This is a genomic window from Gulosibacter molinativorax (assembly GCF_003010915.2).
GTDB classification, from domain to species: domain Bacteria; phylum Actinomycetota; class Actinomycetes; order Actinomycetales; family Microbacteriaceae; genus Gulosibacter; species Gulosibacter molinativorax.
In genome coordinates this window covers 405,898-428,239 of sequence record NZ_CP028426.1, presented here as the reverse complement: position 1 = coordinate 428,239, position 22,342 = coordinate 405,898, and the positions used below count along the sequence as shown (strand labels likewise).

General features: G+C 66.4%; 20 protein-coding genes. 19 read left to right on the top strand and 1 reads right to left on the bottom strand.

Annotated features, from left to right (window positions below):
- Positions 1–236 precede the first annotated feature (236 nt).
- From GMOLON4_RS02105 to GMOLON4_RS02060, 10 genes are all read left to right on the top strand, one after another.
- Positions 237–1,007: a helix-turn-helix domain-containing protein gene (locus GMOLON4_RS02105; RefSeq protein WP_265576764.1), complete on the top strand. Its 771-nt coding sequence runs from the start codon at positions 237–239 to the stop codon at positions 1,005–1,007.
- Positions 1,008–1,320: 313 nt separating this feature from the next.
- Positions 1,321–2,316 (top strand): ArdC-like ssDNA-binding domain-containing protein, encoded by a 996-nt coding sequence (locus GMOLON4_RS02100; protein WP_245575524.1) that lies wholly within the window; start codon positions 1,321–1,323, stop codon positions 2,314–2,316.
- The gene (locus GMOLON4_RS02095) at positions 2,316–3,221 is read left to right on the top strand and encodes a bifunctional DNA primase/polymerase (protein ID WP_051267225.1); all 906 of its coding nucleotides are present in this window, start codon (positions 2,316–2,318) and stop codon (positions 3,219–3,221) included. Before GMOLON4_RS02100 ends, GMOLON4_RS02095 begins: the two co-directional genes overlap by 1 nt.
- A complete protein-coding gene (locus tag GMOLON4_RS02090) occupies positions 3,218–3,910 on the top strand; it encodes a DUF2637 domain-containing protein (protein WP_026937590.1) in 693 nt (230 codons plus the stop codon). The genes GMOLON4_RS02095 and GMOLON4_RS02090 overlap by 4 nt, the downstream gene beginning before the upstream one ends.
- Positions 3,907–4,338 (top strand): hypothetical protein, encoded by a 432-nt coding sequence (locus GMOLON4_RS02085; RefSeq protein WP_051267223.1) that lies wholly within the window; start codon positions 3,907–3,909, stop codon positions 4,336–4,338. Before GMOLON4_RS02090 ends, GMOLON4_RS02085 begins: the two co-directional genes overlap by 4 nt.
- Positions 4,339–4,416: 78 nt before the next feature.
- The gene (locus GMOLON4_RS02080; RefSeq protein WP_035733489.1) at positions 4,417–5,283 is read left to right on the top strand and encodes a hypothetical protein; all 867 of its coding nucleotides are present in this window, start codon (positions 4,417–4,419) and stop codon (positions 5,281–5,283) included.
- Complete coding sequence (locus GMOLON4_RS02075; protein ID WP_051267222.1) at positions 5,280–6,347, top strand: ParB N-terminal domain-containing protein; 1,068 nt, start codon at positions 5,280–5,282, stop codon at positions 6,345–6,347. Before GMOLON4_RS02080 ends, GMOLON4_RS02075 begins: the two co-directional genes overlap by 4 nt.
- A 78-nt stretch (positions 6,348–6,425) precedes the next feature.
- Positions 6,426–7,121 carry a hypothetical protein gene (locus tag GMOLON4_RS02070; RefSeq protein ID WP_026937589.1) on the top strand — a complete coding sequence of 232 codons (696 nt, stop codon included), beginning with the start codon at positions 6,426–6,428 and terminating at the stop codon, positions 7,119–7,121.
- A gap of 7 nt (positions 7,122–7,128) precedes the next feature.
- On the top strand, positions 7,129–8,313 hold the full coding sequence (locus tag GMOLON4_RS02065) for a M23 family metallopeptidase (protein WP_106486789.1): 1,185 nt from the start codon (positions 7,129–7,131) through the stop codon (positions 8,311–8,313).
- Complete coding sequence (locus GMOLON4_RS02060; protein ID WP_026937851.1) at positions 8,310–8,576, top strand: DUF6112 family protein; 267 nt, start codon at positions 8,310–8,312, stop codon at positions 8,574–8,576. The genes GMOLON4_RS02065 and GMOLON4_RS02060 overlap by 4 nt, the downstream gene beginning before the upstream one ends.
- Before the next feature lie 307 nt (positions 8,577–8,883).
- On the opposite strand, the gene GMOLON4_RS02055 is transcribed toward GMOLON4_RS02060, so the two are convergent.
- Positions 8,884–9,969, bottom strand: a complete 1,086-nt coding sequence (locus GMOLON4_RS02055) for a hypothetical protein (protein WP_265415396.1) — start codon at positions 9,967–9,969, stop codon at positions 8,884–8,886.
- A gap of 102 nt (positions 9,970–10,071) precedes the next feature.
- Between GMOLON4_RS02055 and GMOLON4_RS02050 the strand changes: the two genes are divergently transcribed.
- From GMOLON4_RS02050 to GMOLON4_RS02010, 9 genes are all read left to right on the top strand, one after another.
- The gene (locus GMOLON4_RS02050) at positions 10,072–10,341 is read left to right on the top strand and encodes a DUF6112 family protein (RefSeq protein WP_024355940.1); all 270 of its coding nucleotides are present in this window, start codon (positions 10,072–10,074) and stop codon (positions 10,339–10,341) included.
- A 28-nt stretch (positions 10,342–10,369) separates the two neighbouring features.
- On the top strand, positions 10,370–11,776 hold the full coding sequence (locus GMOLON4_RS02045; protein ID WP_265415395.1) for a conjugal transfer protein TrbL: 1,407 nt from the start codon (positions 10,370–10,372) through the stop codon (positions 11,774–11,776).
- Between the two features lie 3 nt (positions 11,777–11,779).
- Positions 11,780–13,243, top strand: coding sequence for an SCO6880 family protein (locus tag GMOLON4_RS02040; protein WP_035734029.1), 1,464 nt, complete (start codon positions 11,780–11,782; stop codon positions 13,241–13,243).
- A gap of 10 nt (positions 13,244–13,253) precedes the next feature.
- Positions 13,254–14,036 (top strand): hypothetical protein, encoded by a 783-nt coding sequence (locus GMOLON4_RS02035; protein ID WP_026937895.1) that lies wholly within the window; start codon positions 13,254–13,256, stop codon positions 14,034–14,036.
- Entirely contained in the window at positions 14,033–15,532 is a 1,500-nt protein-coding gene (locus tag GMOLON4_RS02030; protein WP_026937896.1) for an ATP-binding protein, read from the top strand. The genes GMOLON4_RS02035 and GMOLON4_RS02030 overlap by 4 nt, the downstream gene beginning before the upstream one ends.
- Positions 15,533–15,690: 158 nt before the next feature.
- A complete protein-coding gene (dprA, locus tag GMOLON4_RS02025) occupies positions 15,691–16,704 on the top strand; it encodes a DNA-processing protein DprA (protein ID WP_051267446.1) in 1,014 nt (337 codons plus the stop codon).
- Positions 16,705–16,842: 138 nt separating this feature from the next.
- A complete protein-coding gene (locus tag GMOLON4_RS02020) occupies positions 16,843–19,800 on the top strand; it encodes a hypothetical protein (RefSeq protein ID WP_026937897.1) in 2,958 nt (985 codons plus the stop codon).
- 156 nt (positions 19,801–19,956) lie between these two features.
- Positions 19,957–20,535: a hypothetical protein gene (locus GMOLON4_RS02015; protein WP_245575573.1), complete on the top strand. Its 579-nt coding sequence runs from the start codon at positions 19,957–19,959 to the stop codon at positions 20,533–20,535.
- A complete protein-coding gene (locus tag GMOLON4_RS02010) occupies positions 20,532–22,307 on the top strand; it encodes a type IV secretory system conjugative DNA transfer family protein (protein ID WP_026937899.1) in 1,776 nt (591 codons plus the stop codon). The genes GMOLON4_RS02015 and GMOLON4_RS02010 overlap by 4 nt, the downstream gene beginning before the upstream one ends.
- The last annotated feature ends 35 nt before the right edge of the window (positions 22,308–22,342 follow it).

The following is a 22,342-nucleotide window of genomic DNA, read 5'->3' as shown; positions in this document are numbered from 1 at the left end:
TCTCGGCGGCGACTAGCCTTCGATTAGCGAGTGTGACGGTCGATGGTCGACAGGACGTATTCACGAGGCCCAACGGTGTGTCGTTGGCGCCGGTGGCCACGTTTTCGCCACTCCTCGCCCGAACCCAGGTCGCACACGCCCCGGTTGACCCGATCGCTTTTGACTGTCTCAAGTTCATCGTCGTTCGCGCGGGCAGAGCTCGACTGTTCAGTGAGTTTGGCGTGCACTTCGTCAGCATGGGTGACGTCGTGATTCTGGCCGCGAACACTCTCTGTGGCGCTGAGCCCGAGGGGTGGATTTCGACCACGACGCTCTACCTTGACCGAGACTATGTCATCGATCAAGTGTTCTGGCAGTACGCGTCCCGGTTCCATGAGCGGCTCGACGCCAGTCAGTTCCTTGACGCCCATTACGCAGAACCCACCCAGGTGGTCCGTATCGGTAGGCACAGGGCGGGACTGATGATGCCATGGCTCGATGAGTTGGTTGCATTGAGCGTAGACGGCATTCCTCCTGATCGGTTCTATCGAGCGCAATCGCTCGTCTCCGCCGTGTTCGACATTCTGGTTCCGTTCATTGTGGTTGCCAATGAAGGGACAGCTGGCGCGCGGCGAAGTGCATCGGCGCCCACCGTGCCACGTCATCGTCAATTCCGTCCGGTACGTCCAGAGGTTCTTGAGGTCGCGCAGGTCCTGCGTGCGGAGTTGGATCGGCACTGGACTGTGACTGAGCTCGCAGCCCGAGCGCACTTGTCCGTGTCTCAGTTGCGGCGGGTGTTCGTCGAGGCCTTTGGTAAGTCGCCGATCTCCTACTTGACGATGCTTCGTGCCGAGCGCATGGCTCACCTACTGCGTGTGGATAACGCGCCCATCTCTGAGATCGCAGCCCAGGTGGGCTGGGGGGATCCTGACTTCGCTGCACTTCAGTTCCGCCGGAGTATCGGCGTTTCCCCCAGCGAGTACCGCAGAATCAGCGAGGTTGTCCCGGCGCCCTTCAACCCTGAGTGAACGCGCGTCTTGCCGGGTGAAACGCTCATCTTTTTGCGCACGGATCACCAGGACTCTCCCGAATGAGCTAGACCGAGTTTGACCACGTCGGGTTCAGTGATGCACCTGGCGGTCGCTCACTTTCTGTCCGTCGTCCGTCTCGATTGCGTTTCCTGAGTCCCTTCGCGCACCTTCTGGTCGCAGAGGTCACCCGCCGTGTTGCGGGTACCTGCGGAAGGAGCACGACGATGGCGACCAGCGAAGAGGCGCGGGTGCGCGAGATGCGAAGCTCGATGCCCTCCATGAACAGCTCACCGGCGCGGTCGAGTCGTTGGTGTCGGGTGAGGACTGGAAGCAGGCGTTAGAGTTCGCGGCCCGGTTCCGTGCCCGTTCGTTCAATAACACGCTGCTGATCTTCGTGCAGCATCAGGCAGCGTTCGAGGCAGGCCGAGTGCCGGAGCCAGTGCCGTCGTATGTGGCGGGGTTCAAGCAGTGGCAGGCGCTCGGCCGGCAAGTGGAGAAGGGCCAGTCGGGGTACATGATCCTCGCGCCCGTCACGGGCCGTTTCGCGTCGTTCACGCCGAAGGTGGCGGAGTCGTGGCGAAGGCTTGGCCGGTTCGAGAAGCCGAAGCCGGGTGAGGCGGTGCGGTCCCGCATGGTCGGTGTTCGCCCCGCCTATGTGTGGGATGTTTCGCAGACCGCGGGTGATCCGATACCTGTCCCGCCGTCACCCCGGTTGCTCGAAGGCGAAGCACCCGATGGGCTCTGGAAGGGCATCGCCGCGCAAGTCGAGGCGCAGGGGTTCACGGTGTTGCGGGTGTCGCACGAGGGCATGATCCGTGGCGCGAACGGCCTCACCGATTTCGGTGCGCGGACGGTGGCGGTGCGGGAGAACATGCCCGAGGCGGCACAGGTGAAGACTCTCGTGCACGAGCTCGCCCACGTGCTCCTCCACGGACCAGACAACGCCGATGCGACCGGGCATCGCGGGATTGGTGAAGTGGAGGCGGACTCGGTCGCGTTGATGGTCGCCGCAGCTCACGGCATGGACACGAGTGACTACACGGTGCCGTATGTGTCGTGGTGGGCAGCGACGGTGCCGGAGAAGTCCCCGGTTGAAGTCGTCCAAGCCACCGGCGAACGAGTCCGAAAGAGTGCCGCTGCGATTCTCGATCAGCTCCCCACTGCGCAGATCGGCAACGGTGACCCTCCCGGCCTCAGTCGCGACACCGCAGCGAAGAAGCCACCCGAGACGGCGGTCGAGACGGCGGCTGATCCGTTGAGCGAGGAGCCGCGCCGCCCGGTCGCATCCTCAGCGAGGAGCCTCTGATGGGTGCCTTTGATCTGTTTTCCGAAGTCAGCCGGATGCCGCTCCCCGAAGCTGCGGCGCGGTTCGCGGCGGCGGGGGTTCCGGTGTTCCCGTGTGTGCCGGGTGAGAAGCGGCCGCTGGTGCGTCGCGGGTTCCACGACGCCACCAGCGATCCAGCCCAGGTTGCGGACTGGTGGTCGAGGTGGCCGGCGGCGAACATCGGGGTCCCCACCGGCACCCCGTCTGGAGTGGAGGTCGTCGATGTCGACGTCCACTCCACCGGCACCGGATTCCCCGCTTTCCGCACCGCACATCGTGAAGGCCTCGCTGCGGGGTGGGCGTCGCTGGTGCGCACGCCTTCCGGCGGGCTGCACGCGTACTATCCGGCAGACCCAGATCGGTCGCAGTCGTCGTGGCAAGCGGCACGGGCGCACGTCGATTTTCGGGGTGACGGCGGATACATCATCGCCCCGCCCTCCCGCGTGCTCCGCCCCGGCGGGGTACGGACCCCGTACCGGCTGATCGTCGCAGGCAACACCCCGGCACCGGTGGATGCAGCGCGGCTGCGCGACTTCCTCGACACCCGCACCCCGGTGCCGTTCGACCGTGCCCGTGCGTCACGGTTCGAGCCGCGGGGTTCGGATGCGAAGGTGCTTGCCGGTTGGGTGGCTGGGCGTGGCGAGGGTGAGCGGAACCGGGGCCTGTTCTGGGCTGCGTGTCGTCTCGCCGAAGCCGGCACCCCTCCCGATGCGACTCTCGAAGCCCTCGGGCCTGCGGCCGAACACGCGGGGCTGAGGTCACGGGAGATCATGGCGACGATCCGTTCCGCCTACCGCACCACCTACCCCATGCACCGTGCTGACGCAGAGCCCGTGGCGGATCGGCGGCATCTCGTGCGCGAATCACCGGGGCGGGTGCTCTCATGAACACTGCGGAGACGGTGATGCCGCGGGGCCGCCAGTTGGCAGTGGTCACGGCGATCACGGGCACGGTGTTCATCGCAGCGGGGGCGTTCTGGTTGTCGTTCACGGCGCTTGCTGATCTGGCTCGGCGGTCTGGGATTGATGCGCGGCAGGCGTGGGCGTGGCCGTTGATCGTGGACGGCATCATCGTCGTCGCGACCGTCGCCGTCGTCGCTCTCGCCAGCCAGCACCGACCTACTTGGTATCCCTGGACGTTGCTTGCTGCGGGGGCTGTGGTGTCGGTGACTGCGAATGCGATCCACGCGATCATCGCCGCCGACACCGACGTTCCCAGCGTCCTTGCCGCATCGGTCGCCGCGATCCCACCGCTCGTGCTGCTCGCAATCACTCATTTGACCGTCATGCTCACCCGCCCCGTCGCGCCGATCACGAAAGCAAACGAGACCGTGCCGGACCTGGCGCCGGTCGTGCGCGCTGTGGCGACAACAGGTGATGCCGTGCCGGGGCTGGAAGACGCACCGACGTCCAAGCCGCCGGTCCCGGTGGTGCCGGTAAGCGAGCGGCGGGAGGAGGCGGCGCAACTGCGGGAGGTGGAGGGGTGGTCGAACAAGCAGATCGCCCGGCACCTGGGCGTGCACCCGTCGACTGTGGGCCGCTGGTTCGGCGCTGAAGTGAAGGAGGAGACATCGTGAACGACGTTGCAGAGACGAACCGGACTGAGCCACTGGATGTTCGGCTGGAGTCGGTGGAGGGGTCAGAGGCGGAGCGTTCGGCGTTCGCTGTGCACCGCGACCCCTCGCTCACCACCAGCACTGGTCCTGGTTCGCGGGTGGGGCGTGGGATTGCGTGGGTACGCCCCACCGATCTGATCGCGTCGAGCACCGCCCGGATCGCTGGCCGCGGCATCAACTTCCAGACCGAACTCGCACACCGTGCCCGCCGTGCACCAGGCCACGCCTACCGAGCAACTCGTAACGGTGTTCGCAGCATCCGGGATCGCCGCGCTGAACGAACGGTTACCGATGAGGCGTCGGTGTTCGAGTCGTTCGATGTGTTCGAGCCGCAGGATCGGCCGCGCTCGTCGTCGTGGGTGCGGCCGGCCGGGATCGGGCTGGGGTGAACCGCCATGCGCAGAAGACGATGGCGCGACAGGGTCGGTGGGGAGCCGGCGCGCACCTGCCTGTCAGGAGGTGCCACCATGCCACAACATCACAACACAGGCCCCAACCGCCGCGGGCAGGGTTTCGAGAACTCAGAACGACTCCGCGAACTCCTCACCCGCCTGAACGACGATGGACCAGACGCCTGGCGAACAGACGCGGAAGCGGCAGCGCTCATGCGGCACGCCGCCCAGAAGTACGCGGCTCTCGCGCGCAAGCATGGGCTTGATCCGTGGGAGGCGGCGACGGCGGCGTTCGAGGCGATGCGCACCGCCGCCGTCCGCCGAGCCGATGACCCGTGGGCAGCCATCACCCGCGCCGTGCAGATCACCTGCATCGCAGAGAACCGCGCTAACGGGCTGCTCTGTTCGGTGCATCAGGCACGCCGGCCTCGGTACTCGAGTTTCCATGACGCCGAACGCTTCTCCGACCGCGAAAACCCTCTCACCGACTACCACCCCGCATTCCGCGCCGACCCCTTCACTGACGAAGAGGACGACGTTGACCACACGACCGAAAACACTGGGTCGACGGGTGTGGAGTCCGCGGTGGAGGACACCATCGCACTGTTGTGCTGGCATGGGTGGGAGCCAGAAGTGGCGCGGGCTGCGGTGGAGTGCATCTGCGCCCGCCTGGCGGAATCCGTCTCCCGCGCCGGGGCATATGAGTCGCTGCGGCGGGATCGTCACGCCCGCGCGCTCCTGGACATCCCTGCCCCGTCTTGGTATCGGCTGCTGCGGATCATCCTCGGTTCTCCCGACACGCACCTGGCCGGAACGAATGCGGGCCGCGGGTTGCTGTTGCGGCTCCTGATCGGTGAACCCCTCTGGCATCTCATGGATGACACCGAACTGGGGGCCGCGATCAAGGTCGCCGCCCCTGGCATCATGCGGGGCCGGCCATGAGCGAGCCGGGGCATATCGAGCTGGAGCGGGCCGTCCATTCGATCTGGTCCGGACGCCGCCACCGGGAAGACTTTGGCGACCTCTACCCGCTGGTGGAGTCGATCGCGCGCGAGGGACTCTTGCAGCCGATCACGATCACCCCGGACGGGATGCTGATCTGCGGCGCCCGCCGCCTTGCCGCCATCCGCAAACTCGGGTGGAAGACCGTGAATGTGTGGGTGCGCTCCGGCATCTCTACCACCCTCGGGCAGCTCCTCGCCGAACAGGACGACAACCTGCTCCACAAGCCCCTCACCCGCACGGAAGAAGCCACGCTCTACGCCGAGCTGAAAGCCCTCATGGCCGAGGACGCGGCAGGCCGACAGGAAGCGTCACGGTTCACCTCGAAACAAGAAAACTCCAGGTCAAACGGTGCCGCCACCGTGGCGGCACCGCAGAAAGGCGAAACCCGCCAGCAAGCCGCACTCATGGTGACCGGACGCAACGCCTACACCTCGCTGGAACGCATCAACGAGTTGCAGCAGATCGCCGCCGATCTCTCCCAGCCTGACGATGTCCGGGAACGGGCGTCCCACGAGCTTGACCGGATCGACGCAGGCGGGTCGATCACCGGGGCACAACAGCGTATCCGGGCAGCACAATGCCTGGCCGAGCTCGACACCCTCGCCGCCGATCCCGCACAGCCGGCAGGCATCCGCGATACTGCCGCGTCCGGCGCAGCACGCCTGCGGGAACTCGAACACACCGCCAGGCCCGCGGACTTGCAACGACTGGCTGAGATTGCGGTCGAGCGGGCGAAGACCGCGACGAAAAAGCGCCCCAACCAGCTCGCGTCCGCACGCCTCCACGCCGTCGAAGAACCAGGACGGGAGTTCCTGCCGGTGCGGTCGTTCGTCTATCTCTGGGACGAGCTCTCCACCTGGACGGAACGCTACGACCCCGAAGCTATCGGCCTCGCCCTCTCGAAGGAGCAGTGGGTCATGTTCGAGCAGGCCGTCGCCGCGACAGTCGCGTTCCTGGATCTCGCCCGCGCCGCACGGGACGCACACCGGCACACCGCCTGACTCGCCGAGTCGGTTCCGTCGCCTGAACGCCTGAGCGCACCTGTCTGGTGATCCGCACATGTCGGGAAGGACACCAGGATGGACCCCACTGCTCGCCGCCACCGCACATTCTTGATCGCCGCCATCGCAGGCGCCATCATCCTGCTCATCCTCGTCGGCGTCGGCGTCTACGGACTCATCCGCGGACCCCAGACCACCGAACTCGCAGACGTAGTCGCAACGGACAGCCCAGCAGCGACGCACCCCGCCGACACACCTACGGGTCCGGAGCCGGTAGTCACTGTTGGCGGGCCGGAGGAGTTCGCGGCCGCGGTCGCGGAGGCGCTGTTCACCTGGGATACCACCAGCGGATACGGACCCACGGACTATGCGCAGATGCTCGCCGATGTCACCGCTGATGAGGAAGCCGACGCCGCAGCCACCGACATGCGCGCCTACCTGCCCGCACCGGAGGCGTGGGCACAGTTGCGCACGCATCAGACGAAGCAGTGGCTCACTATCGACACGATCGAGATCCCGACCGTATGGGAGGACGCGGTCGTGCAGGCGGCGCCGGGACAACTGCCCGACGGCACGACCGCGTACACGATCACCGGCACCCGCCACCGCACCGGCTACTGGGGCACCGACCCCATCACCACCACGCACGACGTGGCGTTCACCGTGTTCCTCACCTGCACACCCGAACGAAACCCCGCACCAGCCCCTGCCGATCCGATCACCGAGACATGCGCGCTCTTGCGGCTCTCGCAGCTCGACACCCCGCTGCGGTGACCCGGTCATGCTCAAGAAACTCCTCGCCACCCTCGCCATCGCCGCGGTCTGCTTCGGCCCCGCGACCGCACTCCTGTCCGTTGCTGTTCTAGCGAATCCTGCGGTCGCCGCGTGCGCGCCGGGGTCGTTGATCGTGGGGCCGATCCCGGACTCGCTCACCGCAACGGCGAAGAACAGTGAGACGGTGACGCTGAATCGTCAGCAGCTCACCCACGCCGCGACGATCATCACTGTCGGTAGTCAAACCGATGGGGTGGGGCGTCCGGGTGTGGTGATTGCGTTGATGGCGGCGCTCACGGAGTCGCATCTACGGATGCTCGCCAACACCGGCACCTACCCCGAATCAGCGAACTACCCCAACGACGGCGACGCCTCCGACCACGACTCACTCGGCCTGTTCCAGATGCGCCCACAAGCCGGATGGGGCACCGTCGCTGAGCTCATGGACCCGAACTATCAAGCCCGTGCGTTCTACGGCGGACCCACCGGCCCCAACTACCCTTCACCGCGCGGCTTGTTGGACATTCCGGGCTGGCAGCAGCTCGACCCCGGCGAAGCAGCGCAGGCCGTCGAGGTGTCGGCGTACCCGGACAGGTATCAGAACTATCAGCCCGTCGCCGAAGCAATACTGGCCGCCCTCACCAAGCCCGCAGCATCAAACGGCGGCAGTGGCAACGGTGGTGAGGTTGTGGTGCCGGAGACGACCCGGGTGGTGTTCCCGTTGCCGGAGGGTATGTGGGTGCGGACGAGTCCGTTCGGCTGGCGCACCGACCCGATCACCTTCGAGCAGGCATTCCACTCCGGCAGCGACTTCGCCGCCGCAGACGGCACCCCGATCTACGCCGTCGCAGACGGGATCGTCACCCACGCCGGATACACCGGCAACTGGGGCGGGCTCATCATCGTCGAGCACACCGTCGGCGGGGAACGCATCGCGTCGTACTACGCACATATGTGGGAGTACGGCATCCACGTCACCGAAGACATGACCGTCACCGCCGGGCAACACATCGGCGATGTCGGCTCCTCCGGGAAATCCACCGGGCCCCACCTCCACCTTGAAATCCGCCCCGGCGGCACCGGGCAGCCCGCGATCGACGCCGACCAGTGGCTCACTGATCAGGGCGCGGAAGGCATCACCGGCGGCACCACCTCTCGCGCGTCGTGCACGCTGGGCGGGGGTGGGCGCTGATGGTGTTCCCCGACTTCGGCGGTGTCGGCGCCGACAGCGAACTTCGTGCGGTGATCGGTGCGCTGCTGATGTTCGTGCTCATAATCGCCGTACTCATGCTGGTCGTCTCCGCGATCATCTGGGCCATCGCCTCCTCTACCGGCAACGCCCACACCGCCACTAAAGCCAGAATCGGAGCGTGGGTCGCACTCGGCGCGGCAGCTCTCGCTGGTGCCGGAGTCGCGTGGGTGAACTTCCTCCTCGGCGTCGGCGAGAACCTGTAGACGCGGAACCGCGGGAAGTACTGAGGTCGCAGTATTCCTAGAACGGCAGCGCCGCTGAGGGTATGTCGGAAGATGCAGTTGATGGCTCGGGTTCAGCGTCTTCTTGCCACTCGGCCTTGATCGCGATGATGAGTTCTCGGTCAGAGCCAGCTCTTCCATCGCTTTCTTGAACGCCTTGGAACGCGTGCTTGCAGTTCCAGTGAATCCGCGCGAGACGAGTTGCGTAAAGACTCTCCGCCCAGATACTTCGCGTTCTTGTAAGTGACTCGGAAACCGCCTCGCGGCCCGACTTTGAATGTCGAATCAGTCATGGCGAGCCGCAGCCAGTCAGCCGAGACATACATGCCTTTGAGTGTCTGTCCGTCGAGTTTTCGTCCAGCGTCTCCGCGCACGAACTTGAACCAGAACGGGTATCGAAAGCTCGCCAGTCCGCAGCCATCTTCGGCAGTTCGCGACCTTTCGGCATGAGGTCGAGCTGCTTCTCTATCTCTTTCCTGCGCCGATAGACCCACTCGTAGGTGCCGTGTCCGTCGCCGCTGTCAGCTCGTTCGAGTCGCTTGTACTGGACGAAGGTGAAGGCATCGTGAACCTGGTCCCAGTAGAGGAGGTCGACGCCAAGTTCTTCTTCGATGGGCTTCTTGTTCACTGACATGACCAGGAGCTTCCGTTGGCCGTTTCGATCCTCGAAAACGGCGAGGCTTGCCGCTCGCTGGTCGGCGATGAGTTTGCCGTCAAAACGTTGAAGATCGAGTGGCAGTAGTTCCTCTTCCATGTCTCGCTCGTAGCCGGCGTTCAGTACCGTGTCGAGAAGCGTCTCTTTCTCCTCGACGCTGGGCGGCTCGCCAAAGGCATCTGCGGGCAACGGAACCTCCGCAATCTGTGATGCGAGCAGGACCGCATCTCGCGCTTCGACTCTCGACTGTTGTACTTCATCGTCGAACGTGCGCGGTTCTCTGAACACGGAGTCCAGCCAGGGGCCGACTGTCGGGTCGACTTGTCGGAGATGGTTCAACAAGGCCGTCGCTGTAGGGCCGTCGAGTCGGCGCGAATAGAAGTGTTGCGGCATTGCTGGCATTGAAACTGCTTGTTCTCGCAACTGCTCAAGTTCGAGTGGTGCGAGCAGTCGGAGGATTGGTGACAAGGTCGCACGCAGCGTGCCACTCGCAATGCCTGCGACACCGCGCGTGACGGCTAACCCGATCAGGTAGTCCCCGGTGCCGAGTTCTTCATCTCCTTCGCGGACGATAGCGCAGAGGGAGCCGACGGTCGGAGTGGATTCCTTATCGAAGGCTTCGCTGATCTTCTCAACGCTCAGGTAACTGATTCGGTTCGCGCCCTTCGCGTGCACGACGTACATCACCAGAGGCCTCGTTGTCTCGGTATTTCCCGTCATCTCCTCATTTTAGGAGAGCTCCTAGATTCGCCGTGGGCAAGTGGGTGCACCTGGCTGGCAAGTCCGCCTCCTTGGTGGCGGTGTGAGCTGAAGGAGCACCCTGTGATTGATATTGATCCGAACGGTACCGGGCTTCCGGGTATCGAGCAGTTGCGCATCATCGTCGGCGCGGTGATGACCGTCGGCCTGATCCTCTCCGTCCTCGCCCTGATCGTCTCCGCGATCGTGTGGGGATTCGGCGCGAACAGCAGCAACCCACATCTCGCGTCGCGCGGGAAGGTCGGGGTACTCGTGTCCTGTGGAGCGGCGATCATCTGCGGCGCATCGGTGACGCTCATCAACTTCTTCTGGGGCGTAGGCCAAGCCGTCTAGCCCCACCGCGTGAGGGAAGGAGGATGCGATGAGTGTGTGTGATGTGCCGGTCATCTCGGCCGTGTGCGACACCGTCGGCCAAGGCGCCGCCACGTTGATCGCGGCGCCGTTCGACTGGCTCGCCCAAGCCATGGGAGGCGCCGCCGCCTGGCTCTTCGAGGCTGTGTGGGCGGTGTTCGACACGACCACCCTCGTCGATGTCACCGACGAAGGTTACGTCGGGGTCTACAACATCCTGTTCGGGGTGGCGGTGTTCGTGGTGCTGATCTTCTTCTGCCTGCAACTGATCACCGGCCTCATCCACCGCGACCCCACCGCCCTCACCCGCGCCGCTACGGGGGCTGCGAAGAGCATCCTCGGTTCCTTCGTCGCCATCGGCCTCACCGGGCTCCTGTTGGAGATCACGGACCAGCTCGCGGTCGGGATCGCGCAAGCCACCGGGAACACGATGGAATCCATCGGCGACCGCATCACGCTGCTTGCCGCAGGGTTCGCGGGGATCAACATCGCCGCGCCCGGTGTCGGGGCGATCGTCACGATCTTCCTCGCCGGCCTCGCCATTAGCGCGGCTGCGATCGTGTGGTTCTCGCTCCTGATCCGCAAAGCCCTCCTGCTCGTCGCGATCGTGTTCGCTCCCATCGCTCTCGCCGGTTTCTCCTGGGACGCCACCAAGGGATGGTTCGGGAAGTGGGCGACGTTCGTGATCGCCCTGATCCTGTCGAAGCTCGTGCTCGTGGTGATCTTCCTCGTCGCCATCACCCAAGTCTCCGCACCGATCGAACTCGATCTCGCGTCGATCAGTGATCCCATCGCTGGGGTCGTGTTGATGTTCATCGCCGCGTTCGCCCCCTACATGACGTACAAGTTCGTCAGCTTCGTCGGGTTCGATATGTACCACTCGATGAGCGCGGAACAAGAAGCGAAATCCGCTCTCAACCGCCCCGTCCCCGTGCCCTCGGCCCCGAAGGCCGACGGCGCCAAGAAGGTCCTCGACGGCGCCGGCGACAAGGGTGGGGGCGCGGCACCGTCTGGTGGTGGCACGTCACCAGCATCGACAGCGGCGCCCAGTGCTGGTGGTGGATCAGCGGCGAGCGGTGGTTCCGGCGCCGCCGCTGGTGCTGGCGCAGGGAGCGCGGGAGGTGGAGCTGGTGCGGCCGGTGCTGGGACAGGTGCTGGTGCAGCCGCTGCAGGGCCTGCGGCTGCGGTCGTGATCGGCGCGCAAGTCGCCAAAGCCGCCGCAACCGCGGGTCCGAAACTCGGCGGCGCTGTCGGTGGGGCTGCGGAAGGCCACGCGGCCGGTGCGGGTGAAACCGTCCAGCCGGCACCGTCTCCCGCACCGAACCACACGCCCACGGCACCGCCCACGTCGCCGTCTGTGCCACCGGCGAAGCAGACGCCACCACCGGCTCCGAAGCAGACGACCGGAAAGGACTAGCCGATGTCGAACCAGCAGAGCACGGTGGAGTTTGGGTTGCGGGCGGTGCAGTTCTCCCGCCTCACCCGCCGCGGTATCCTCCTCGGCCTCTCCCTCCCACAACTCATCGTCCTCGCCGTCGGAGTGCTCTCCATCGTCGGTGCCCTCTACGCCGGCGGCGGCATCCTCCTGACCTGGACCGCACCCATCTGGCTCCTCAGCGCAGCCCTCGCGTGGACGCCGGTCGGGGGCAGGAAGCTCATCGAGTGGGTGCCCGTCACCTTCCGGTGGGTCGCACGCACACAGGCACGGCAGACCGTGTTCCGGCGCAGGATCGTGAAACCCCGCCCCGCAGGCACCCTCGCACTCCCGGGCGATGCCGCCGCGCTCCGCGAGTGGGAAGACCCCGAGACGTGGGCGGCGATGATCCACGACCCCCACAATCAGACGCTCACGGCGATCATCGCGGTGTCGCATCCCGCGTTCGTGCTCCTCGACCCAAGCGAACAAGAACGCCGCGTCGCCACCTGGGGGCGCGTGCTCGCCACGACCTGCCGCTCCGGCAGGATCGCGCGTCTCCAGGTCTGCGAACGCACTCTCCCCGACGGAGGCTCTGGTCTCGTTGAGTGGTGGCGCAGTCACGGCACGGATGACGGCTCGTGGACCTCGACGGTCTACCGGGAACTCATCGACCGCGCAGGCCCCGCCGGGGAACGTCACGCGACGACGATCAGTCTCGCCCTCGACCTCCGCGCCGCAGCACGCCAGGTGCGAACCAACGGTGGCGGGATCAAGGGGGCTGCGGCAGTGCTCCGTCAGGAGATGACGACGCTCGTGACCGCGCTGCGCGCCGCGGAACTCACCGTCGGTGCTTGGCTCACACCAGCAGAGGTCGCCGTGATCCTCCGATCCGCGTATGACCCCGCCACCGCTGCGCTTCTTGAACGTCACGGCGACATCGGTCGGAGCCTTGCGACTGCGGGACCCGTGGCGGTGACGGAGTCGTGGGATCGGTTGCGGTCGGACTCCGCACACCACGCGGTGCTGTGGATCAGCGAGTGGCCGAGGTCTCAGGTGTATCCGGGGTTCCTCGCCCCGGTGTTGCTGTCGTCGGGGATTCAGCGCTCGTTTTCGCTGGTGTGCACGCCGATCCGTTCGGATCAGGCGGCGAGGGATATTCGGAAGAAGAAGACCGAGCTGATCTCGGATGCGGCGCAACGCTCCAAGATGGGGCAGATCGAAGACGCCTCCCAAACCGCCGAATACGGCGATGTCCTCCAACAAGAAGCAGACCTCACCGCCGGCCACGGCGTCCTCCGCTACACCGGCCTCATCTCGATCAGCGCGCCCACGCCGGAAGAGCTCGACACCGCGGTCGCGGCGATCGAACAGGCCGCGATCCAAGCGTCTTGTGAGACCCGCCGTCTTGTCGGGCAGCAAGCCCAAGCCTTCACCGTCGCAGCCCTGCCGCTGTGCCGCACCGTCTGAGGAGTAACCGATGCCGACCTTTCAGAACCCGACCGCGGATGCGGCAGATGCCTCCGAAGCCCTCCGTGGCCTCGCGCACGCAACCCGTGTCTTCGAGGACCCTGCCGACACGTATGCGGTGCTGGGTGATCTCCTCGCCGGGGTGCGATCGCTTCGCCAAGTGTTCGATCAGGTCGCGACCGTGCACGTCACCCACCGAGTTCGCGCGTATGACGATGCCGGGGATCAAGCCGCCGGCGCGACGAACGCGCTGACCGCGACCGCTGAACTGCAGCAGGCGGCCGCTCTGGTGGATGCGGTGCATGATCGGGTGGATGCGGCAATGGCCGCGTCTGGGCGGATCGCCTGGCACCCCGAACCCACAGACCCGCCGTCGGTGTCGCGGTGGGTGAGCGTGGTGTTCCTGCAAGGGCAGGACGCTGATGAGGTGCTGGCGATCATCGACCGCGACGGGGCCAATACGGCGATCGAGCATCTGGCCGGGTTCGACATGGGAGATGAGACCACTCAGGCGGCGCTCGTCAACGGGTACGTCTATGACGCCATCCCTGCCGGCCTCCTCGACCGCACCACCCGCAGCGGCGAGTACATGCTGACGTACAACCACGACCACGGACACGTCTCCCTCCTGCGCACGCACCCCGAACCACCGGAACCCGCTGCCGAGGCTCCGGCGGCCAAGCGCACACCGGCACGTCCAAAAGCCCGTCGGCAAACCGAAATGGTCGAGGATGAGGATGACCCGTTCGCGCCGTCCCGCTCGTCCTCGCTGTCGCGGGGGCGAGCACTGTGAGCGATCGGCAGAAGCTCCACACCGCGGCACTGGTGGAACCCGCCGGGGAACACCGCAAATACCGGAAGGCGCGCAAGCATGCCGCGGTGAAGATCGAGACCGACGCCCGTAAGGTCGGCCAGGCGGTCGAACGTGAGCGGGTGGCGGCGGAGCGTGCCGAACGCCGCAACACCAACTACCTCCCCGCAGCAGGCGAACCCGGGGCGGCGGCGCTTCGGACTCCGGGCAGGTTTCGCTTGCCCCGTCATCAGGACACCTCCGCGACGCTCGCGGGGGCGTACCCGTTTCTCGCTGAAGGTGGTCTCGGTGCTGACGGGGTGTTCATCGGGCAGGACCTCTACTCCGGAGGTTCATTCGTCTACGACCCTTGGACGCTTTACGCCCGAGGTGTCATCACCGCGCCGAACATCGTCCTCGCAGGGATCGTCGGCTCCGGCAAATCGTCCCTCGCGAAATCCCTCTACACACGGTCGATCCCGTTCGGCCGCCGCGTCTACGTCCCCGGCGATCCGAAGGGCGAGCACACTGCTGTTGCGGAAGCGGTCGGCGGGCGTGCGATCGTCCTGGGCCATGGGCTGCGGAACCGTCTCAACCCGCTCGATGAAGGCCACCGCCCCGGCGGCCTCTCAGACGCCGAATGGGCGGCGCAGGTTGCCTCTCGCCGCCGTGAGCTGATCGGCGCTCTTGCGGAGACGGTGCTGGATCGGGTGCTGTCACCGTTGGAGCACACCGCGATTGACCTCGCCCTCCAAGACGCTGTCCGCTCATCCGAGGTGCCGATCCTGCCGATGGTCGTCGACCGCATCCTCACACCTGACCCCGCAACCGACACCGACGGGCGGCTCTCGGAAGATGGCCGCCTCGTCGGACACGCCCTCCGTCGCCTCGTCGCTGGTGACCTCGCCGGGCTGTTCGATGGGCCGTCGACGGTGCGGTTCGACCCGTCATTGCCGATGGTCAGCCTGGACTTGTCGCGGGTGGCGGAGAACTCGACACTGATCTCGGTGCTGATGACGTGCTCGTCGGCATGGATGGAGTCAGCGCTGATGGACCCGAATGGTGGGCACCGGTGGGTGATCTACGACGAAGCCTGGCGACTCATGGCCTACCCAGCCCTCCTGAAACGCATGGATGCGCAATGGAGGCTGGCAAGGCACTACGGGATCGCGAACATGCTGATCTTTCACAAACTCACCGACCTCGACAACGTCGGCGACCAAGGTTCCGCCATGCGAGCCCTCGCCAATTCACTGCTGGCGAATGCGGAGACGCGGATTATCTATCGGCAAGAACCCGACCAACTCGGAGCCACCGCCGCAGCCCTCGGCCTCACCGACACCGAACAGAAACTCCTCCCAGGCCTCGGCACCGGGCAAGGGCTGTGGCGGATCAAAGAACGATCCTTCGTCGTGCAACACCAGCTCCACCCGGCAGAGCTCGCCGCGTTCGATACGACCGCGCGGATGAGACAAAACGCTCGGGTTCAGGAATTCTGAAGCCTCTTTCCGCGTGATTCCAACAGTTTTCGCCGATCTGTGGGGTGCTGTGAGGTTGTAAGTTCCCGCCGCGACCGGCTTGCTCTCGGTGACCAGCGTGGCGTGCAGGTTCGTACCTATCTCTCGATTGATTCGCCACGACCGAGGGAGCAGAACCGATGGACACGATCAACGAGCTCGCCACCGACGAGCGCACCGCGAGGATCATCCTCGCGACTGTCTCTGAACCCGGTGATGCGGTGACGGGGCGGATGATCCGCACCGTCGGCGCATCCGAGACTGTGGCCCGTGCCGTCGCCGATGAGGTGCCGGTCGGGCCGGATGGTGACACCTGGCAGCGGCGTCTGGCCCCGCGCCTCGACGCGGCCCAGGTGCGGCGGGTGATTGCGGAGACTGAGCGGCACGGGCTGCGGGTGCTGATCCCCGGTGATCCGGACTGGCCGGCATCGGCCAACGCGCTCGGAGATCATGCCCCGGTGGCCCTGTGGGCGAAAGGCGACACCAGCCTGCTCGTAGGGCCGGTGTGGGATCGCCTCGCCGTCACCGGGGCGCGGGCGTCCACCGGGTACGGGGAACACGTCACGACGGAGTTGGTGCAGGCGTCGGTCTCGGATGGCCGCACGGTGCTCTCCGGTGGGGCCTACGGGATCGACGGCGCCGCACACCGTGCCGCGCTCGCCTCTGATGGTTCCACGATCGCGGTGCTCGCCGGAGGCCTGGACCGCCCCTACCCGGCAGGGCACACCGAACTCCTGGGCCAGGTCGCCAACGACGGCGTGTTGTTGAGTGAGTTGCCGCCCAGTGCTGCGCCGACGAGGTGGCGGTTTCTGCAACGCGGCAGGCTCCTCGCCGCGCTCTCCGGCACCGTCGTCATCACCGAGGCCGGCTACCGCTCGGGCTCCCTCCACACCGCCGCCCGTGCGATGGAACTGGGTCGTCCGGTCGGTGCGGTCCCTGGGCCGCTGACGAGTGCCGCGTCTGCGGGGTGTCACCGCCTGTTGCGTGACCGGCTCGGGTCGATCATCACCGGCTACGACGACATCCGCGAACTCCTCCACGGAGTACGTGACGGTGCGCATCGTGCGGTGCGGGAGCGGGCAGGGCTCGAGGCCGAGCCGCTCGATCAGGAGAAGCCCGGTCTCGGCCGGAGGCCGCAGGGTCCGGGGTTGTGAGGTCGATGGCCTGGGCGGTGCACCTGCTGTGAAGGCGACCCGTGCCGGGTTGCTGCTCACCAGAACGTCAGGAGGCATCTCGTGTCAGGATCACTCACCCACATTCCGCAGCCGGTAGCTGCGCCACCAAGGAGAGGGGTGCGGCGCTGGTTGTCGGTGCTGCTGGCCCTGTTCCTTCTCGCCGGGTCGCTCGCGCTGAATGCACCGGCAGCTCATGCGGGCAGTCTTGGCGTCGGGTACGACATCGGGATGGGGTTCCTCGGCGCCTACAACACCGATGTCGATGGCCGGCAGGCGTATTGCGCTGACTTGGATGCTGATTCTCCGTTCGCGCAAACCTCCGGCCCGGAGACGATCACGTCGCTGGATTCGTTGTCGAGGCAGCAACTCGCGGAGTTGAACTATGTCCTGGACCGGTGGGGGCAGTCGGGCGATGCGAATGTGACCTCCGCGGTCGCCTTGTATGTGTGGTCGGTCACCAGCGCTGGCACCTACAACTCCCACGGCATGTCCGGTGACACCTACTACGTCGGCCGCGCGCCGGCGTCGGAGCGGGGCACGATCCTCGCGAACCTCTCGACCATGCGGCAGCAGGCAGCAGTGAACGCGGTCACGGACCCGTCGTTGTCCCTAGCGCTGGACATGACGGATCAGTACAACGGCACCCTCACCGTTGCAGCGCATCCGGACTCTCTCACGGGGAGTGCGTCGCTAACGAATGCGGTGTTCGCGGACGGGGCCTCGACTCGGAATCTCGCCGTCGGTGCGCACCCGATCACCGGCACCCCCGCTGATGGAGTTCCGTCGTACAAGATCGGCGCGTCGATGAACATCGCCGCCGCCGGATATGGGGCCGCGCTCGATCTCTACACGACGCCCGGTGCGCAGCGCCTTGTCGCCGCTGTCGCGGGCTCTTCCACGGGGTTGTCGGCGTCGGTGGAGTCTCCGGTGATCGACCTTGATTTCCAGCCGGAGATCAGCACCCAGGTTGCGTCCCGCTTCGTCGCTGAAGGTGATGCGTTCGTGGACGGGCTGACGGTGTCGGTGTCGAAGGGCACCTGGATTCACCTCGACGGGAACCCTGTCGAGGTGACCGCGACCGGCACCTTGTATGGGCCGTTCGATGAGCAGCCCACCGAATCGGACACCCCACCAGCTGGCGCCCCTGTCGCGGGCGCCGAGACGGTGACGTTGACGGGTGCGGGGTCGTATTCGTCGCCTGGCACGATCATCGCCCCGGAATCGGGGTTCTACACGTGGGTGTGGTCGATCGACAAGGCCGCGCACGGCGAGAACGCGAAGTACCTGACCGACTCGTTCACCGACCGGTTCGGGCAGGTCGCTGAGACCTCGGTGGTGCCGTTCCAGCCCGTCACCGTCTCCGAAGCCGACCAGCGCCTCGCCGTCCCTAGTGATGCCCTGAGGGACACGATCACCGTATCGAGCAGCAACGGTGTGTGGTTGAAGAAGGACGGCGCACACATTCCGGTGGTGTTCGAGGGCACCGCCTACCAAGTCCCCGGAACCCTGCCCCCGGCACAGAACACGGCGATCGACTCGAACGCGGTTCCTCTCGGCACGGTGACGGTCACTGCGGATGGCCCTGGCGTCTACACGTCACCGTCGGTGGTGGCGCCGTCGGGCGGGTTCGTGACCTGGGTGTGGGAGGTTAAGAAGTCCTCGCAGCCGGAGTGGGTGCGCGACTACCTCGCAAACGACTGGGCCGACGATTACGGCATCAACGTCGAGACGACATCCGTGCGATGGCCAATCACGGTGACCTCGCTGATGCGCGAGTACAACGTGCACCCCGACGGCCGCGCCTTCGATGTCGCCACCGTGTCGGGGTTCCCGGCAAACCACGGCGACTTCACCGGCGATGGCTACTGGAGCCCCGACCTCGACGTGCTCCGACACACCGTCTACGGCCCCTTCGCCACCGATACCGAACTCACGGATGATCTCGACCTGACCACGGCACCGGTACTGGCGGAGCTCACGACGCCGGCGAGGAATGGGGTCTACAAGCTCGGCTACACGGATGACGACAAGATCGTGCCGACCGAGCCGGGGTTCTATGTGCTCGTGACGACGTTCGAGGGCGACGACCGGGTGCAGCCCTATCAGTCGTCTCCGGCGGATGTACTGGAACGCTTCTACGTCCCACCGACAGGCACGGAGGTGCCGGTGTCGGTGATCACGCAGGCAACCCCGGAAGCAGCTGTCGGGGAACCGTTCTCGGACACCGCGCTGGTGCAGGGCACGAAGATTCCCGACGGCGCGTACCTGGTGTTCCGCGCCTACGGGCCGCACCCGGCAGAGGTCGGGGCGGTGTGTGAGTCGCCGTTCTTCGTCAGCGACGAGATCCCCGTCACCCAGGCCGGCATCTACCACTCCGGCACCACCATCGCCGCGGAGCCTGGGAACGTGTACTGGGTCGAAACCCTCTATGCGACCGACGGCGATGTGATCGCTGAAGGGAAGTGTGGAGCACCGGGCGAGACGACCGTCGTCACCGAGCAGCCGGAAGAACTGCGGGTGAAGACGAACGCGGTGCCCACCGTCGTGTTGGGTGAGGCGGCGCATGATGTCGCAACCGTCACCGGCACCGTGCCGGAGGGGGCACGGCTCGTGTTCGAGGCGTACCGGCAGCACACCGATGAGGCGCTGTGCACCGCGGAAGAGCTCGTGTTCACCTCCGCCGCGATCGACCTCGACGGTCCCGGCGACTACACCTCGGATGAGGTGATCTTCGATGAGGTCGGCACCTATTACTGGGTGGAGACGGTGATCGACGAGGACGGCCTGATCCTGCACCGTGGCCTCTGCGGCGCACCGGATGAGACCACCATCGTCACCCCCGTGCCGGAGACGCCCGAGGAGCCCGGCACGCCGGGTGAGTTGGCGCAGACCGGCGCGGATGGCAACTGGTGGCCGCTCGGGCTCGCCGGTGGCCTGATCGCCGCCGTAACCGGCGGGGTGCTGCTGTTCGGTCGCCGCCTCGCGATCGCCCGCGAACGCACTGGGTACGTCCGTGAGGAGGACGAGGCGTTCGAGGAGTTCAAGGCCCAGTTCGAGGGAGCAAAGGAGGACTAACCACAGGCTGCTGATCCGCTGGCGCCCCCCACATGGTGGGTCAGCACGGGAGGGCACGAACCAACCCCCAGGTTCGTGCCATCCCGCCTTTTCTGCGCTCAGGCGGTGCGGGTGCACCTGCATGGCGACCGCTGTTCGTCTTGGAAGGACCCGCTTGTGACCCCGAAGCCCCGCTACCGCCGCACCAACCCCGACACTCAGCCCCCGACAGCACCTGCACCCAAGAGTGGTGGGCCGGTGGTGGTGCCGGTGGTGGAGTTCACCATCAGCGTGGACGGCGTCATGAGTGTCACCGTCGACGGAGCACCGTATCTGCCGCAGCCATTCGCACCCGGGTGGCGGCGCGAATCGTTCCCCGCGATTCTCGACACCCTCGCAGCCCGGCACCGGACGCCGCTGCGGGTGCAGGTTCGGGAAGCGGACGGGTCTACGTTCACCGACATCATCACCCCACCACGAGAACGACCCACCGCGAGACCTTGGGAGGCACCGGCACCGGAGGTGGTGAGGCCTCCGGTGGCAGCGGTGCCGCCGGTGCTGCATCAGGTCGCGGGTTCTGGGTTCGTGCCGGGTGAGGATGTCGCGGTCGCGGTCATCCACGCCCACTCAGATGCCAGTCCCGACGGCACCGCCCGCGCGCTTCTCACCACGGAACAAGCAGCGGCCGCGGTGACGGGTGAAGTGATTCTCCTCGGCCGTATCTCCGGCACCCTCGTCGTCAGCAGGCTCGCATGAGCACCCCGAGGCAGGGCGGGGCGCTCGGTGATGAGCTAGCGAACCTCGGGATCATCGCCCTCATCGCGGCCGCGGCCCTTGCCGTCATCCTCCGGATGACCGGCACGATCGCCGCGTGGGCGACAGGGGCCGCGCAGCCGAGCGGTGGCATCGAATCCGGTCTCGGCGTACTCTTGCACCCCGCCGACCCGGGTACCGCGCTTGGTGCCGATGGGCTCAACGCCGTCGTCTACTGGATCGTCGCGGGGCTCCTGATCATCACGGTTGGTGCCGCGGGCTGGTGGGTGTGGCGCACGTTCCGGGAGCACACCCGGCGCACGAAGATCGACCCGTATCGGATCGTCGGGATCGCGACCCGCACCGATGTCACCACCGCTGCGTCGGAGAAGGCGCTGCTGCGCCGCGGCGGGCAACTCCGCCCCTCACTGCCAAAGCCCGAAGCGCAAGACGTGGGCTATCTGCTCGGGGCATCGCGGGGCGTGAACGTGTGGGCGAGTGTCGAGGACTCGATCCTGCTGATCGGGCCACCGCGCTCAGGCAAGGGCCTGCACGTCGTGATCAATGCGATCCTCGACGCACCCGGTGCGGTCGTCACGACCTCCACCCGCCCGGATAACCTGACCGCCACTCTCACCGCCCGCAGTGCTGAGGGGCGGCCGGTGGCGGTGTTCGACCCGCAACACCTCGCCGAAGGTGTTCCGGCGGGGCTCCGGTGGTCGCCGATTCGGGGATGTGAGGACCCGTTGACGGCGATGATCCGCGCCACCGGCCTCGCAGCCGGCACCGGCCTGTCCGCGGGTGGTGTTGAGGGCGGTGACTTCTGGGAAGGGAAAACCCGCACCGCACTCCAAGCCCTCCTCCACGCAGCAGCCCTCGACCACCGCACCCCAGCCGAGTTGTTCCGGTGGACCCTCGACCCCGCCGCAGCGTCCGATGCCGTCGCGATCCTCACCGCCAACCCGAACGCTGCAACAGGGTGGGCGGACTCGTTGCAAGCAATGATCGACTCCGACCCCCGCACCCGTGACTCAATCTGGCAAGGCGTCTCCCTCTCACTCGCAGCCCTCGCCGACCCGCGCGTCCTCGACGCCGTGAGCCCCGGCCCAGACGAGCGGTTCGACCCGGAAGAGTTCCTCCGCAAACGCGGCACTGTGTATCTCTTGGCGACGGGGGCTGGGGCGAATAACAGTGCGGCGTTGGTGTCGGCGTTCGTGGAAGACCTCGTCGAAGCTGCCCGACGCCTCGCCGCAAGATCACCATCCGCGCGCCTCGACCCGCCCCTGCTCCTCGCCCTCGATGAGATCGGGAATCTCGCCCCACTCCCGTCCTTACCGACGCTGATGGCGGAAGGCGGGGGTACGGGGATCACGACAATGCCGGTGCTGCAGTCACTCGCCCAAGCACGGGAGAAGTGGTCGGAGAACGCTGCCGGCGCGATCTGGGACGCCTCGATCGTGAAGATCATCCTCGGTGGGGCATCCAATAGTCGCGACCTCCAAGACCTCACCACGTTGATCGGGGAACGCGATGAGATCACGGACTCCACGACCATCGGCGACCACGGCTCCCGTACCGCGCAGCGCTCGATCCGGCGGGTGGCGATCATGCCGCCCGACGTGATTCGCACCCTGCCATTCGGCACCGGCCTCATCCTGCTTCGCGCAGCCCCACCCATCGTCGCGAAGTTGCGCGCATGGACGGGCAGGCGGGACAGCGGCGAACTCCGCGCACAGCGGGCCGTGGTCGAAGAATCCTTGCGTCAACGCCCGTAACCAGGTCAAGAGCGGGAACGTGCCGCGCACCTCTC

Coding starts and splice junctions, on each gene's coding strand:
- GMOLON4_RS02055 (WP_265415396.1), bottom strand. CDS start 9,969: ATGACGGGAAATACCGAGACAACGAGGCCTCTGGTGATGTACGTCGTG.
- GMOLON4_RS02105 (WP_265576764.1), top strand. CDS start 237: ATGGGTGACGTCGTGATTCTGGCCGCGAACACTCTCTGTGGCGCTGAG.
- GMOLON4_RS02010 (WP_026937899.1), top strand. CDS start 20,532: ATGAGCACCCCGAGGCAGGGCGGGGCGCTCGGTGATGAGCTAGCGAAC.
- GMOLON4_RS02040 (WP_035734029.1), top strand. CDS start 11,780: ATGTCGAACCAGCAGAGCACGGTGGAGTTTGGGTTGCGGGCGGTGCAG.
- GMOLON4_RS02035 (WP_026937895.1), top strand. CDS start 13,254: ATGCCGACCTTTCAGAACCCGACCGCGGATGCGGCAGATGCCTCCGAA.
- dprA (WP_051267446.1), top strand. CDS start 15,691: ATGGACACGATCAACGAGCTCGCCACCGACGAGCGCACCGCGAGGATC.
- GMOLON4_RS02090 (WP_026937590.1), top strand. CDS start 3,218: ATGAACACTGCGGAGACGGTGATGCCGCGGGGCCGCCAGTTGGCAGTG.
- GMOLON4_RS02075 (WP_051267222.1), top strand. CDS start 5,280: ATGAGCGAGCCGGGGCATATCGAGCTGGAGCGGGCCGTCCATTCGATC.
- GMOLON4_RS02080 (WP_035733489.1), top strand. CDS start 4,417: ATGCCACAACATCACAACACAGGCCCCAACCGCCGCGGGCAGGGTTTC.
- GMOLON4_RS02065 (WP_106486789.1), top strand. CDS start 7,129: ATGCTCAAGAAACTCCTCGCCACCCTCGCCATCGCCGCGGTCTGCTTC.
- GMOLON4_RS02095 (WP_051267225.1), top strand. CDS start 2,316: ATGGGTGCCTTTGATCTGTTTTCCGAAGTCAGCCGGATGCCGCTCCCC.
- GMOLON4_RS02045 (WP_265415395.1), top strand. CDS start 10,370: ATGAGTGTGTGTGATGTGCCGGTCATCTCGGCCGTGTGCGACACCGTC.
- GMOLON4_RS02070 (WP_026937589.1), top strand. CDS start 6,426: ATGGACCCCACTGCTCGCCGCCACCGCACATTCTTGATCGCCGCCATC.